Source organism: Anaerocolumna cellulosilytica, from assembly GCF_014218335.1.
In the GTDB taxonomy this organism is placed as follows: domain Bacteria; phylum Bacillota; class Clostridia; order Lachnospirales; family Lachnospiraceae; genus Anaerocolumna; species Anaerocolumna cellulosilytica.
This window is the reverse complement of record NZ_AP023367.1, coordinates 2,328,430-2,343,399: the sequence shown is the minus strand read 5'-3', so window position 1 is coordinate 2,343,399 and position 14,970 is coordinate 2,328,430. Positions and strand designations below refer to the sequence as shown.

Sequence of the window (14,970 nt, the reverse complement as noted above, 5' to 3'; positions counted from 1 at the left end):
ATATACAATCGACATATTATGTGCTTTTAGGAGGATTGAAATGAATCAGCAGTCATTTTATTCTGAACTTGACCAAAAACAGAAATATATTTTAAAATGCTGTTTCTTTGTATTTGCTGTAAATGGGCTTTACGGCATGAGTCTAGGTTCTTTACTGCCCTTAATCAGCGAAGCTTATGAACTGAGTGATACAGTAAGCGGAGCTTTACTTTCTGCCCACCAGGCCGGTAATTTAATTGCCGGATTCTTGGCCGGTGCCTTACCCCTTTATTTAGGCAGAAAGAAATCCATACTATTTTTATGTAGCTTTGTTATTATGGGTTTTTTCTTAATGATTGTTACCGGCAATCCTGTTTTGTTAATAACCGGATTTTTGTTTACAGGTATCAGCCGGGGAAGTATATCTAATTTTAACAACACTATGGTAAATGAAGTATCCGGCAGCAGTCCGGCGGCATTAAATTTTTTACACAGCATCTTTGCCGTAGGGGCATTACTTTCACCGTTTTTAGTAATAGCCTGTACTACTATTGCTGGAGATAATGGCTTTAGAGCTGCGGCTGGTGTTATTATTTTGCTTTGCATCGTCTCAATTATACTGTTTAGCAGAATTCAGATTTTAGACAAAACCGTCCAAAAGAAAAAATCAGTCATTTCTTATGCATTTATGAAATCAAGATACTTTTGGATAAGCACAGGTATTATCTTCTTTTATCTTTGTGCAGAAGCTACCATCAATGGCTGGCTCGTAACTTATTTTATTAATTCAGGGATTATGACCAGAGAATATGCACAGATTCTTGCTTCTTTACTATGGGTGGTAATACTAGCCGGCAGACTTACCTGCGTTATGCTGGGCGGTAAGGTATCAAAGCAAACGTTGCTTTTGTGTACCAGCATTGGAACTGTAGTTTTTTATATTTTACTTCTCTCTACCAGGGACTTAACTCTGATTACGTTCGCTATTATGGGCCTAGGATTTTCCATGGCGGGAATCTATCCAACAACGGTAGCAACGGTTGGTCCTACCATTAAACAATATCCTATGGCTATGGGTGTACTTCTTATGATAGGCGGTATCGGTCCCATAATTATGCCTTCTGTTACCGGTATTTTATCTGATACTTTTGGTATACTTGCCGGAATGAGTGCACTAATTGGTGCTATTGTACTTATGGCAGTATTTGTAGCACTATATGTAGTGACAAATAGAAAAACTGCTAAAGATTAATTAGGCATTAACATCTACAAATAATATAAAATAAAAAGCCAGAGTAGAAAGTATTCATTTTCTCCCCAAAATGACTCTTTCTAAACCCTGGCTTTTTATCTATATTTTATTCATTAACCCGAATCAACCCTGACTGTTTCCACCACGTTCTTGCACTGTTTAATTATCGTTCCTATGCTAAATCATAACATAGAGCCATTGTCCGCTGGACACTATATCATTATTTAGTTTGTCGTACCTATGATTTTGTGTGCCAGTAATAATCTAACTTTACCAAGCACCAGCATAGCCCCAAGTGTGGCTAATGCCATTATAATACTTATCGCACTTTGAAAACTCCCCATTCTCCATAAAAGGCAGGCAGTAACAGTTAAAACTCCCAATATGTACCTTGCACGCCTTTTATAAACACATTTTTCCATCCAGCTTAAAAGCTTGTTTCTATCCTCTACAGGTGCCATAAAAAATATAATGCCACCTGCTGCCACAGCGACTACTAAAAAAGAAAAGCCATCCCACGGAATGAACTTTATTGTAAGTAGTACTGTTGCTGTCATAATAATAGAAAGCAAATAACACCTTAGTTGATTTTTCTCATGATATCCTCCCGCATAAGAGCGTAAAGGAATATAAGCAAGCAGAAAAATCATGCTTTGTAGGAACATACCAAGACTCAAACCAATACCCAAAGCTGTTATAAAACTGAGCAGCATATAACCACCTTGCTGCAAGCCAAAGGTATAAATTTCAGAGTCCTCGGCATCTATCAGTTTACTTTCTATAAACTGATTTGTAATACGTTCTGCTAAAGATACTCTCATTTGAACTTTTGCAGCTTTTTAGCACCCTCTGGCAGCTTTGGTTGATGGGATATCCAACAGCAGGCAGTATTGACTTGGTAAGCAGTTACCTTCAATGCCAACCCAGCCAGACCCTTACCTAGCTTCATTGATACATTCTTCTGGTCCTTCAAAGCGTTTACCTCCTTTCACCTGTTATCTTTTGACACATACATCATATCACACTTTTTTTAGATATTCCAAATTATGTCATAACTCATATATTTTGATGGTAAAACTCCTTAATTCGAAAATTTTAGACAGAAAATAAATCTTTCTTCCACTTTAATTTACAGATTTCTACAATCTCTAGATTAGTTCTTCTTTCCACTTCAAGAGGTTAACCGGGTTATATAATAAAACATTCACCTGAAAATACTGTTTATCGTAATGAAATTCCATTGTGCCATGGTATTTAGAAAGTATATGTTCCACACTTTTTAATCCTATTCCATGATGCTGCTTGACCTCTTTTGTTGTTAACAGATAGTCATCCTTCTTTAGTACTTTGCCTGTATAGGTATTACATATCGATAGATACAGTACGCCTCTTTCATAGTCAATATCTAGTTTCAATTCTTTTTTTTTGCATAACTTTAGTGCTTCTAATGCGTTGTCCAAGAGATTTCCAAGGATAACATTAATATCAAATGCAGTAATCCTAATCTGATTTGGAATATTAATATTTGCCATTATTAGCGTACCAGCTCTTTTAGCTTCCTGTAACTTATAATTTAGTATGCTGTCAACTTCCGTGTTTCCCGAATAAACATATTCTGAATGAAGATTCACATGCTCAAGTATGGTATTAAGATAATCTAGTACCTCTGCTTTTTTATCTTTTAGTACCAGACTCCGTATTTTGTAATTATGATTTTTCATATCATGCCATAACATGCTTAGGTTCTCCTGGCTTTCTCTTATCAGCTCAAACTCATTCTGATATGCATGATTTTGTCTGTATAATAGCTCATTCTCATACTGTTTCGAATAATACTTAACTACAATATCATACAGATAAAAACTTAGTACATTTACCCCCAGCAAATAGCTGATAATTATTAGTAATGGCACAAAAGCTAAATCAACAAGAAAAATCGTAACTACAACTACGATACTTCCTACAGGTATAGCGAAAAAAGCTGTCCAATGAGATGTCCGCAGCCCCATATTCTCATTATCACTCATTAGTCTTCCAAGCACTAATACAAACAAGTACAATAATATATTTGAAAGAATACTGTTAATTGCTACGGTTTCAAATCCTCCAACTCCCTTCAAGACAAGATAAACTATGCTGTCTAAGACCATATTAACAGCATATATTAATGCCGTTGAAATCAATCTGGTAAATAATTCGCCTTGATAAAGAAAAGTTAGTAAAAAAAATGATATAAGATTTGAACAAAGATTAATAAGTGGACTTTTAAATATAATAAACGCATAACTGTTGATTGAATAATAGATTACTAATGCACCTATTTCCATCCGTTTATCTACGTAGGTCCTGTCAAAAAATATCTGAAGGAATCGATAAACCACATAGATTCGAAACAGATTTGATAATAAATATAATATATGCTCGGTATGTATATTGACCATCTTCTATCTCCTGATTGTTCTTCTCTTAAGCAAATACTCTCTAACTTCTTTTCGATATGTCTGGCTTATGGAAAGCTTTTGCCCATTTGTTAAGAGCAGTGTATCGTATTGGTATTCTGCTACAAACAGGTAATTAACCAGATATGACTTATGTATCTGTACAAAATCCTTTTGGTGTAATTCTTCCTTAAGCTCGGATATTTTTCCATAATATTCTTTTGTCGTGCTATCTGCCTTAATAATACGAATCTTTTTAGCATCACTTTCAAAATACATAATCTGCTTAAATGGAATTTTATAAAAGGTTTTACCAATGTTAAATTCATAAAATTGATTTTCCTTTAATACTAATTCCATACACTTGCTTATTGTTCTTATTAATTCTTCTTCCTCTATGGGTTTTAATAGAAAGTTCAAGGGTCTGTGTTTAAATAAGTCCATAGCATATCCCTTTTTTGAGGAAATATACACAATCTGAACAATATCATTATGCATATCTTCCCTAAGGATTCTTCCCACTTCAATACCGTCAATTTGTTTTAATTCAATATCCAGTATCACCATGTCAAACACATGCTCATTCTTAAGAAAACGGCATAATTCTTCTCCGGAATAAAACACATCCACTTCTACTTTTTCATAAAACAGACTCCGGTTTTCTAATATAATGCTTTCTACTTGAGAGCAAACAGTACATTCATCATCACATACTGCAATTCGGAACACTCGACTCCCCCCTATGTTTTTTTCTAACAAGATAATCCTTCTGTCTTTTGGTCACGATAACTTGTCAAACCTCCTTTCATTCATACTCTTTTTGCGCTACAATTAATATAACTGATTTTTGCATAAAATAATTGGACAGGATAAATTTTATGACATATTTTGTAGTTGTTATAATATTAACATTTATTTACTTATTTTAGCAACAGTTTCGTTGTCTTAACAACCATATTTTAACAATTTTTTATGCTATTAGACTATTTTCTTTGTTATATCCGCCAAGTATCGTGTTTAATTTTTCTTTTTCTCAGTTGTCTATATCATACCCTCCAAAAAATATGGCATCCGTATATATTCTACTTACTTTATTGTTAAAATGACGCAAATCCTTATAGTTATTTAAATCATTTATTTCCGGTATTGACTGTACATCTACTATCCTTACTCTAGCTAATTGCCTGCTTTTTGCTATGAAGTACTCCTTAGCAGTTAAATACACCCCATAGGTTTCCTTTTCTTTTAATGCTTCCCAGTAAAGAGCGGAATAGGGAGGGAATCCGAAGATAATACGCTGCTCCGGTTTCTGCTTTTCTAGTATTCTGCCTAAAAAATGGTCAATATTCGTTTGAAGCATTCTTAATAAATCCGTGTTGTTACTAGTACTTTTCGTTGTCATATACTGTTCATAACTTATCCGTACCATTTCTTCTCCAAAAACTGCCTGCTCGCTCCAGTCTTCGATTTTACCAACTTCCGTATGTCTTATAATTTCCTCCGGAGGCTGAAAGCCTAAATCTATGGATCCATTTATAATAAAATTTATAGGAGCATAGCGCAGACTGGATTCATACCCTAGTAAGTATTTAATATCGTCTAATTTATTTTCATTATATAAATACGCCGGAAATTTTTCGCTTCTCCCATCAACGGTCTTAATCATTGAGAATCCCTCTAAATCAATGTTAAAAATATATTCCGTAATATCACTGTATTTTTGTGATAAATCATACTGAAACAACATATCATTGACATCCATATTCCTTACAACCAGTTTAGCCGAATCAACGCTATAATAACTTTTTACAAAGCCTGTATCAATGGTATGAATTTCTGATGAGCCTATAAAAGCAGTATCAAATTTATAGTTCTTCATAAGCCCTATATTCACATAATTGGAATGAAGCAGTTTTTTATCATTACTGACATTCCGGTAATATAGATAAGGATCCCCAGCAAAAGTAAATACTCCAATTACCAATGCTCCTATTAAAAATACAAAACCAGTAAATAATATCCACTCTTTCGCTTTTAATTCTCTCATACACTTCCTCCTTTCAAAAACCTGACCTTGTAGTGCAGATTACTGCTGCAATCAGCAAAATTCCGGTTAAAACTGCTGAAGCTATAGAACGGGTACTCTTTTTTGCCAGAAGGGATGTGCTTTTTCCAAAAAAACAAAGGATTATGCTTAAGATAAATAGGACAAAAAAATATACCGTGTTGGCTATATCCGGAAAATATGATGTACCTTCTCTAACAAATACACGCATCTGTTCAAGGCCTGGTTCCCAGAAAGTGACCATACCTTTGTAGATACTGCCTGCTTTAGCCAAAGTTTCTGCCCGAAATAAAACCCATAGAAGAGTCGTCAAAAGAAAGGTCAATACGCTTGTAACTATTCCTGGTATTTTTTGCAGGATTCGCTGATTCTTAATCTCCAGAATGGTAAAAAGACCCTGTAATACTCCCCAAAGTAAAATTCCCGGCGAAAAACCAAACCAGAAACTTCCTAGTAGCAGAATAACAAAGATACCTATACTCTCTGAAAGAATTCCTGATGTTTTGACCTTTGTAGTTTCTATTGTCTCTTCCAAGTTCTGTATAACCGTTGCATTAAAACTATGCCAGTATTCTTGCAAGCCTCTTGCTGTATAAGGTGATATAAAAGAAAATGGAAGTTTGAACTGAAACATTCTGCCGATACCGACAGCCATATCACAGACACCACTTAATTCGAAATAGATTAAAAAGGTGAATGAAAGAGCGGTAAGCCAGGCAGGGATTAGGCCTAATTGATCTAGACCATAGCCATTGTTCACATATACGGCTAATGAATCTGCCAATACCGCCTTTTTAAAGAGCCCTACGGCGAATACCTTCAAACCATCCGCCAGACTTTCAGAAGTTATTTTTTTATCAGACATGTTTTCATATTGCTTTATCGCCCAATCATATGAACTAACTGGACCTGCAGGTAACTGAGGAAAAAAGCTGATGTAAAGAGTGTAATCCGTAAACGTGGGCATGGCTGCATTTTTCAAACCTATATTAATCAGAAAAGATATTTGATGAAGCGTAATTACTCCAAGTCCAAGAGGCACTGCAAAGGGAATATTCCAAAAAGAGGTAGTAAACCAGTTTGACACTTCTTGATTCATAAAAATAAGTATAATAATAATAGCATAACTGCCCAGATTATACCCAATACCGGCTATAAATAAAGATTTACTTAATGCGCCTTGCGTTTTCTGCTGTAACCGGTTTGTAAGAAATCCTATGGTGTAATTAACAACTAAAGACAAAATCAATACAATCACAGAAAGAATACCAAGGCTTGCACAAAATAGTATAGATAATAGATTTAAAAATATTTTACCTAGCTGGCTGCTTTTAAACTTACTCAATACATGATAAAAAAGCAGTGCGAATGGCAAAAAAAGAAACAGAAATTCATAGGATGTAAATCTCATAAAAGCTCTCCAATTTATTGGCTTGCTTTATCATATGAATTCCTGTTTTATTTGTTAATCATTAACTTGTACAACTATCACGTACTCCGTTTTTCAGGCTGCTCATCCTGTGTACTGTAAGTCTGTTTGTATTATATCTTAACTTTACAGTCTTCAATACATAGATTAAACATGTTGTCTTAGAGAAGTTTTTAAATCTTCCTCCGGTATACTAATAGGTGTTAATTGGAAGGTATCAATTAAATACTGTAATACATTGGGAGAGATAAATGCCGGCAAACTTGGTCCTAAAAACATTCTATTGATTCCTAAGGACAATAAAGCCAGTAAATCTGCCACTGCCTTTTGTTCATACCAGGAAAGCACTATAGTTAATGGCAATGCATTTACATCCGTATCAAAAGCATCTGCCAGCGCTGTCGCTATTCGTACCGCAGAGTATACGTCATTACATTGTCCTACATCCAGTAATCTTGGCAATCCTGCTACCGTACCAAAATCTAACTTATTAAACCGATACTTACCACAGGCTAGAGTTAGTATAATACAATCCTTAGGTATAATCGTGGCTAATTCTGTATAATAATTTCTACCGGGTCTAGCACCGTCACAACCGCCTATTACAAAGAAATGTTTTATCTTTCCTTCTTTAACTGCTTTGACAATATCCTCTGCATGAGATAATGTGGCATTGTGACCAAATCCCACGAGAATTTCCTTTTTTTCTTCATTCTTTTCAAATCCACCAAGCTCCAGTGCCTTTTCAATCACCTCTGAAAAATCTTTTGTTCCATCCTCCTTAACTCTTACATGCCTTATCCCTTCCCAACCAACTACGTTGGTGGTAAAAATTCTATCTTTATAGGTTTCTCTGGGCCTCATTAAACAATTGGTAGTCATTAGAATACAGCCGGGTATATTGTCAAATTCTTTTTGTTGATTCTGCCATGCTGAACCGTAATTTCCCACCAAGTGCTTATATTTTTTCAACCCTGGATAACCGTGGGAGGGCAGCATTTCTCCGTGGGTATATATATGAATACCTTTCTTTTCTGTTTGTTGTAAAAGCATATCTAAATCCTTTAAATCATGTCCTGAGACAATAATAAACGGTCCCTTTTTAACTGAAACATTAACCTTATTGGGTGTTGGATTTTCATACACTGTAGTATTGGCTTCATCTAGTACCCGCATAACCTCTATGCTTATCTGTCCTGTCCGCATTGTCATTCGGATTAATTCTTCTACAGTAAAATTATCATTTACAATTGCCTCTAATCCTATTATATAGTGACTATCAACTTGTTCACTATTATAACCTAAAAACCTGGCTTGATGTCCGTACGCGCTGATTCCTTTTAAGCCGTAAAGGATTGTAGAACGCAGAGAACGTATATCCGCATCTAAGTCCTGATCATACATTATACCTGCTTTGACCGCGTCCTTTAACATACTTTCCTTGGTATCGCTTAAATTATAGAGTGCAACCTCCGGGTATATACCCTCTGGTGCCTGGCTTCTTATGTTTTCTTTCACACTTTGGGCTTCACGGAGCAATTGAATATGTGCACCGTCATCAAAATTTACATTGGTTAGGGTAGTAAAAAGTCCGTTTTCAATCAGGTGAATCACTTCCTTATCTATCTCCTTCCCGTTGTCCAACATTGCTTTTCCATAACAAGCAATACCCTTTAACTGATAAATTAATAAATCCTGAAGATTTGCAATCTCCGGCGTCTTGCCGCACACACCCATCTTAGTGCAGCCTTTCCCGCCATTGGTTTGTTCACATTGGTAGCAAAACATTACATTATCCATAATCATACCCATTGTGTAATATATCTGCTCACAGACATATTACTGCCACAAATAAAAGTGAAAGAATCAATATGTGGCCTTCCTTTCCTTCATTTTCTAATATTTACTTATTATTGCACATTCTGCATTTTTTATGCCAATTGAACACAGGATTCGTAACATATGATTTATCCATAAAAGAAAGCTGTCCCAACCTAAAGGTTAGTACAGCTTTCTTTTATCTTTATATAGTCATTTAGAACTCTGCTTAATAGCCAAGAATACTTTTAGTGTTATTAAATATTTCATTGGCTAATTCTGTATATCTGGTAGAACCGTTTGCTTCACACTGCGCTACATAATTATCCCAGCCGGTCTGCAAATCCTCTTGACCGGTTATAAATTTTAAAATCATGGTATCTATATAGTCCATAAGAGGTGTAGATATCAGATTTAGCTGTTCACTTTCATCTGCACTCCCCATAATAGGCGGAGCCAGTTTTCTTGGCTCTCTGGTTTCAAGAATCCGGTTTAAGAAATCTTTTTCACCATCTGTCATCTTAGATAATCTTAAGTCTGTTGATCCTCCGTAAGCAAATACTCCGCCTGCAAAACCATAGTCAACATTTAATTGTTTCGTAGCAGTATCCAGATTCTTACCGTTATAGGAGATATCTGTATTAAGTACAATATTACCCTGTGCATCTTTTGTGTAGGTTTCTCCTTCCACACCCCATAAGCACAACGTCTGTCCTTCGTTTGAATACCATAGCCAATCCACAAAACGAAGCATTTTAATAAAGCCTTCTTCTCCCAAGTCTTCCAATGCATTTGTACTTATCATAATGCCATTTTCTAATCGGGAGCTTTCTATCTGGAGCTGTCCTTTTGGTCCGCCAGGCTGTGTAACCATATATAATTCCCCTTCAACCTGCATTTTACTTATGTTGTCAGCAAGATTCTGATAATTACCATTCATTACGTAGGTATCTCCCTTATAAAATTTAGAGCGGGCAGTATCATCATCTTGTGTAAAGGTTTCCGGATCTAGAATACCGTCTTTCACTAACTTATTAAAATATGTCAGATATGCTTTGAATTCCTCTGTCGTATCGGCAAAATAAAACTCTTGTTTATCATGATCAAATTGTAAACCATTTGATAGTCCCCATCCTCCGGTAACACCATAAACAGTTGCAGCTATATTTAAAGCTGAATCACCAAAGGAAGCATCTGACCAAACATAACTGGCACCTGTACTTTCCTTTACCTTCTTTAGAGCTTCATAAAATTCTTCATATGTCCAGCTCGCCTGTAAGGCTTCAACATCTACACCGGCTTTATCAAATACGTCTTTACGAATAATATAAGAGTAACCGGCACCGGCTGATTCCCAAAGACCAGGAAGAACATAATATTTTCCATCCGCCTGCATCTTTGCCTGTAAGTCATCCTCTAATCCCCATTTTTTAACACAATTCATATAGTTTGGCATATATTGTACCCAATCACTAATGGCAACAATCTGACCACTTGGAATGAATTGCGCTTCTACATATGTTTTTGGTATAATATAAGGTGCATCACCAGAATTTATCAAAAGTGATTTTTGATTTTCATATTCCGTTCTGGCTGACATAACCAAATCAAAAGATACGTTAGACTTTTCGGAAATAGCACTCCAAAGTCTCCAGCCTTCCTGATAAGGATATGCTTCGTGGTCACTATACATCATTGAATATTTAATTGGCTCATTAGAATGGAAGGTTTCTCCTTCTCCAAATGTATAGTCAAGCGTCTTTTCTGTTTCTTGGGTCTTAGAATCCACCGGGGTATTCGTAGAAGTATTTTTATCCCCCCCTTTTCCACAAGCTGTCATCATAGTCAGCATTACAACTGTCAATACAACTCCAAGAGTCCTTTTAAATTTTTTCATACCTTTCCTCCTATTAATTATATTTAATACTGGGAGAAAGCCTTTCTTAAGTAACCCAAAAGCCTTCTGCCCTAATATTCCCTAACCTTTCACAGAACCTATCATCATTCCTTGTACAAAATACTTCTGTACAAAAGGATATATACAAATAATCGGTAATGCAGTCAATACCATAGCACTGGACTTTACAGTTGCTGCAATCTGTGTGGCAATATCTGAAGAAGCTCCCATCTCGGTAGTACTGATGGCACTATCAATAATCTGCCTTAAATATAAGGCAACAGGCCATTTTTCTTTTGACTGTAAGTAAAGGGAAGGCCCAAACCAATTATTCCAAATACCTACCATATTAAATAGAACCATAGTAGCAAGTATGGGCTTTGATAGTGGAAGCGTTATCTTAGCAAAAATTCCATAAGCAGTAAGACCGTCAACTGTTGCTGCCTCTTCTAGTTCACCTGGAAGGCTTGCAAAAAAGGTTTTCATCAAAATAACATAATACGCACTTATAGCTCCTGGAATAACTACTGCCCATATGGTATCCCTCATATGTAATGTTTTGGCAACCAAAATATAATTAGGAATTAAGCCTCCTCCAAAATACATGGTAAATAATACAAACGGTGTGAAAAACTTATTTAATCTTAACTTCTCTTTTGATAAAGGATAAGCTAGAATGGCTGTTCCTGCTACCGATATAACAGTGCCTACTATTGAATAGAGAATTGTATTGCCATAATACCGGAAAAAATCTGGTTTACTCAAGATAATTTCATAGGTCTTTGTTGTGAATTCTATTGGAAATATAGTCACCTTTCCTGCATAAACAGCAGCCTCTGAACTAAAAGACTGGGCAATCAGATACAAAAAAGGATAAAGAGTACATATAACAACAAAGGCCATAATCAGACTGTTTATAATTCTAAATGTACGATATGCTCTAGATTCTTTCATTTATTCTCCCCGTACTGCCACATATAAAAAAGAATGAAAACAACATGTGGCATCCTTTCATTTAATTAAACGTTTAGATAATTACGAAACTCCTTTTTAAAAATGCTTAAATGGCTGTTTCACAATTACCTACCACAGACTTGCTTTCGCCGTTTTCTTTGAAATTTGATTGGCTGTTGTCACCAGAATTAAACCAATAACGCCTTCAAATAGACCGACTGCTGTTGCATAGCTGAAATTACCCCCTGTAATACCCATACGGTATACGTAAGTAGAAATAACATCTGCAGTTTCATAGGTTAACGGATTATATAAGAGCAATATCTTTTCAAAGTTAGAGCCCATAAGTCCACCAATATCAAGAATAAGCAAGGTCATGATAGTGGGCAGAATCCCGGGTATAGTTACATGCCAGGCCAAACGAAAACGATTCGCACCGTCAATTTTTGCAGCTTCATATAATTCTGTATTAATGCCAGTCATTGCTGCTAGATAGAGGATAGTTCCCCAACCCAATCCCTGCCATATACCGGATACAATATACAGTATCGGAAACCATTGAGGCTGAGAAATAAATCCAATCTTTTCAAAACCTAAACTTGCTATTAAAGAATTAATGGGTCCATTTAAGGAAACCATTTCTTTTATCATACCGGCAAGAATTACCATAGAAATGAAATGAGGAAGATAAGAAACGGTTTGTACGAATTTTTTAACCCTTTTTCCTCTTAATTCGTTTAAAAGTAAAGCAAATAGCAGGGTCAAGGGAAAGCGGAATAACAAATAAGTGATACTCAAGGTTATATTATTCTGAAAAGCTCTCCAAAAGGTTGCATCCTTAAAGAACATCTTAAAGTAAGAAAAACCTACCCATTCCGTTCCAAATAAATTAGGACCACCCCTATATTTTCTAAAAGCAATTACATTCCCCGCCATAGGTGTATATTTGAAGATAATAAAATATGTAATGGGTATGATAAGGAAGGTGTACAAACGCCATTCCCTCTTAATATGATTTAGCAGGGAAGGTTGCTTTGCGGATTTTGATTTCTCATTCTTTTTTCTTGCCATCTTGTCACCACTTTCTATAATCTGTACAAAAAAATTAATGCTTGCTACAATGCTTTAAACAGCCTTACTGCTGCTCAATAAATTTCCCTGTTTTTTTCATCAGGAACTGCTGATTTACGGTAAAAATATGAACATACAATATCTCGCCATTCCTTTGAATGAAGAAGCTGTTCCTTAAGACGTGCCGCTATTCTATTATATACATCAGTATCCATATCACCCTTTACTTCTTCAAAAAGTTCCAACATAGTTTCAACTTCATCTACTCCCTCAAAATGCGTATCGTAAATATGCTGAATCAAGGTCTTTTTGCTTTTTAAACGATAAGAATATTCTACATAATGGAAGAACAGCAATAATTCCTCCGGACAATTTTCTTTAGATTCATAAAGTCTGGCATTATACTCGTGATACTGGGTCGAATAACCTGTGCCTGCACTACTTCTGTCCACTCCAAGACCTTTATGGTCTGCTCTATGATATGTGCCCCATCTGTCATATTCATAACCGTCCACATTAGGTCCATAATGGTGACCAGGATTAACCATCCAACCAATTCCCAATGGTGAGGTATATTTTTCATAAGTTTCCCAGGAGTTTAACAATATCTGGGATATGTTTTTGACAATCTTCTCAATGGAACCAAACGTTTGAACAATCCATTCCTTTGCAATCTTCTCACTGCTTAAAGACATATCAAAACTCAATCTGCCAAAACCATAAAAGTTAGCCGCTGCAAGGTCGTGTCCTGTCCAATTTAAATCATTTCCTGTATTTGCCACGGCAGCCATACCACAATTGCTGCGACTAAAGGTTTTACCGCTTACAATGTCTGCAACGGTATCTCTCTCTTCTTGACAGTAGGTTCGAAAATCAAGAATCTCCTTAAAGCTTGGCAAAAGATAACATACATGCCTTTGCTGTCCTGTGTATTCCTGGGCGATTTGAAATTCTATCATCTGATTCGTTGCGCTCATACCTCCGAATAGCGGCGATACAGGCTCTCTTACCTGAAAATCCATAGGTCCGTTTTTAATCTGTAGAATTACATTCTCCAAAAAAGCTCCATCGAGTGGTTTAAAATGATCATATCCAGATCTTGCCCTATCTGTCTTCTTATCCCGCCAATCTTGTTTGCAATTATACACAAAGCAACGCCAGATAATGATACCATTGTAGGGTTTAATAATTTCTGCCAGCATATTGGCACCATCAGCATGGGTTCTATTATAGGTAAAGGGGCCGGGTCTTCCTTCTGAATCTGCCTTTATGAGAAATCCTCCAAGCCTTGGCAGATGTTCATATACTTCCTTTAATTTTTCTTTCCACCACACCTTTACCTCCGGTGATAAAGGATCAGCTGTAGCCATACCGCCTAACTCCATAGGAGCTGCAAAATTAAGACTTAAGAAAAGTCTGATACCAAAAGCCGCAAATATCTCTTCCATCTTCTTTAATTCTTTTAAATGCTCTTTGGTAATCAGTCTGGTAGCTTCTTGCTTCACATTAACATTATTAATAACCACTCCGTTAATTCCAACTGATGCAACAAGTCTTGCATAATCTCTGGTTCGTTCATTAACCATCACTTTATTCTTCTGAAAGAAAAAGGATTCTCCTGCATAACCTCTCTCGATGGAGCCATCCATGTTATCCCAATGATTTAGCATCCGCAGCGGATTATCAGGCGCTTTTCTTACCGCAATATCTTTAGCAGGTGTCTCTTCCATAAGCATTCTAAGCAGTTGAAAAATTCCATATAATATTCCCGTACTCGATCCACCTTCGATAAGAAATACATTGCCATTTGGATGTATGTAATACTCTTCTTTTGATAAGTCACTACTTATTTTTAGTTGAATGCCGGAATCGGTTTCCCATCTGCTAAAAGGAATTTTTATACCATACATTCCTTCAAAAGCTATATTTAATTCTTTTATACCAGAATTAATTTTATCATCCTCAACCTGTGAATAAATACCAGTAAGATATTTACAAAAACTTTTTTCTTCAATTCTACGGTAGTTTAGCCACGCTTTCCCATACTCCATTGTTGTCACCTCATTT

At 35.9% G+C, this 14,970-nt stretch carries 12 protein-coding genes; 1 reads left to right on the top strand and 11 read right to left on the bottom strand.

Translation table 11 applies throughout. From position 1 onward, the window contains the following. The first annotated feature begins 40 nt into the window (after window positions 1–40). A complete protein-coding gene (locus acsn021_RS09710; RefSeq protein WP_184091017.1) occupies window positions 41–1,231 on the top strand; it encodes an MFS transporter in 1,191 nt (396 codons plus the stop codon). A gap of 224 nt (window positions 1,232–1,455) precedes the next feature. Here the strand turns inward: acsn021_RS09710 and acsn021_RS09705 are convergent, their stop codons facing one another. The 11 genes from acsn021_RS09705 to acsn021_RS09655 all read right to left on the bottom strand — a co-directional run bounded on the left by acsn021_RS09705 (window position 1,456) and on the right by acsn021_RS09655 (window position 14,954). After that, window positions 1,456–2,052, bottom strand: a complete 597-nt coding sequence (locus tag acsn021_RS09705) for an accessory gene regulator B family protein (RefSeq protein ID WP_184091019.1) — start codon at window positions 2,050–2,052, stop codon at window positions 1,456–1,458. Continuing rightward, on the bottom strand, window positions 2,049–2,204 hold the full coding sequence (locus acsn021_RS09700) for a cyclic lactone autoinducer peptide (protein ID WP_243167784.1): 156 nt from the start codon (window positions 2,202–2,204) through the stop codon (window positions 2,049–2,051). The genes acsn021_RS09705 and acsn021_RS09700 overlap by 4 nt, the downstream gene beginning before the upstream one ends. Before the next feature lie 175 nt (window positions 2,205–2,379). Beyond that, on the bottom strand, window positions 2,380–3,672 hold the full coding sequence (locus acsn021_RS09695) for a sensor histidine kinase (protein WP_184091021.1): 1,293 nt from the start codon (window positions 3,670–3,672) through the stop codon (window positions 2,380–2,382). Between the two features lie 3 nt (window positions 3,673–3,675). Continuing rightward, window positions 3,676–4,398 (bottom strand): LytR/AlgR family response regulator transcription factor, encoded by a 723-nt coding sequence (locus acsn021_RS09690; RefSeq protein ID WP_184091023.1) that lies wholly within the window; start codon window positions 4,396–4,398, stop codon window positions 3,676–3,678. A gap of 304 nt (window positions 4,399–4,702) precedes the next feature. Next, window positions 4,703–5,716: a hypothetical protein gene (locus acsn021_RS09685; protein WP_184091025.1), complete on the bottom strand. Its 1,014-nt coding sequence runs from the start codon at window positions 5,714–5,716 to the stop codon at window positions 4,703–4,705. 13 nt (window positions 5,717–5,729) lie between these two features. Beyond that, window positions 5,730–7,145, bottom strand: a complete 1,416-nt coding sequence (locus acsn021_RS09680; RefSeq protein ID WP_184091027.1) for an MBOAT family O-acyltransferase — start codon at window positions 7,143–7,145, stop codon at window positions 5,730–5,732. A gap of 165 nt (window positions 7,146–7,310) precedes the next feature. Next, window positions 7,311–8,963: a hydroxylamine reductase gene (hcp, locus tag acsn021_RS09675; RefSeq protein WP_184091029.1), complete on the bottom strand. Its 1,653-nt coding sequence runs from the start codon at window positions 8,961–8,963 to the stop codon at window positions 7,311–7,313. A 247-nt stretch (window positions 8,964–9,210) separates the two neighbouring features. Then, window positions 9,211–10,878, bottom strand: coding sequence for an ABC transporter substrate-binding protein (locus acsn021_RS09670; protein ID WP_184091031.1), 1,668 nt, complete (start codon window positions 10,876–10,878; stop codon window positions 9,211–9,213). A gap of 81 nt (window positions 10,879–10,959) precedes the next feature. Then, window positions 10,960–11,832: a carbohydrate ABC transporter permease gene (locus tag acsn021_RS09665; RefSeq protein WP_184091033.1), complete on the bottom strand. Its 873-nt coding sequence runs from the start codon at window positions 11,830–11,832 to the stop codon at window positions 10,960–10,962. Window positions 11,833–11,961: 129 nt separating this feature from the next. Continuing rightward, complete coding sequence (locus acsn021_RS09660) at window positions 11,962–12,903, bottom strand: ABC transporter permease (RefSeq protein ID WP_184091035.1); 942 nt, start codon at window positions 12,901–12,903, stop codon at window positions 11,962–11,964. A gap of 74 nt (window positions 12,904–12,977) precedes the next feature. Then, a complete protein-coding gene (locus acsn021_RS09655) occupies window positions 12,978–14,954 on the bottom strand; it encodes an alpha-glucuronidase (RefSeq protein WP_184091037.1) in 1,977 nt (658 codons plus the stop codon). Window positions 14,955–14,970: the final 16 nt, after the last annotated feature.

Bases quoted from the DNA above. Each gene is read 5' to 3' on its own strand.
- acsn021_RS09710 (WP_184091017.1), top strand. From the start codon at position 41: ATGAATCAGCAGTCATTTTATTCTGAACTTGACCAAAAACAGAAATAT.
- acsn021_RS09705 (WP_184091019.1), bottom strand. From the start codon at position 2,052: ATGAGAGTATCTTTAGCAGAACGTATTACAAATCAGTTTATAGAAAGT.
- acsn021_RS09695 (WP_184091021.1), bottom strand. From the start codon at position 3,672: ATGGTCAATATACATACCGAGCATATATTATATTTATTATCAAATCTG.
- acsn021_RS09685 (WP_184091025.1), bottom strand. From the start codon at position 5,716: ATGAGAGAATTAAAAGCGAAAGAGTGGATATTATTTACTGGTTTTGTA.
- acsn021_RS09680 (WP_184091027.1), bottom strand. From the start codon at position 7,145: ATGAGATTTACATCCTATGAATTTCTGTTTCTTTTTTTGCCATTCGCA.
- hcp (WP_184091029.1), bottom strand. From the start codon at position 8,963: ATGGATAATGTAATGTTTTGCTACCAATGTGAACAAACCAATGGCGGG.
- acsn021_RS09670 (WP_184091031.1), bottom strand. From the start codon at position 10,878: ATGAAAAAATTTAAAAGGACTCTTGGAGTTGTATTGACAGTTGTAATG.
- acsn021_RS09665 (WP_184091033.1), bottom strand. From the start codon at position 11,832: ATGAAAGAATCTAGAGCATATCGTACATTTAGAATTATAAACAGTCTG.
- acsn021_RS09660 (WP_184091035.1), bottom strand. From the start codon at position 12,903: ATGGCAAGAAAAAAGAATGAGAAATCAAAATCCGCAAAGCAACCTTCC.
- acsn021_RS09655 (WP_184091037.1), bottom strand. From the start codon at position 14,954: ATGGAGTATGGGAAAGCGTGGCTAAACTACCGTAGAATTGAAGAAAAA.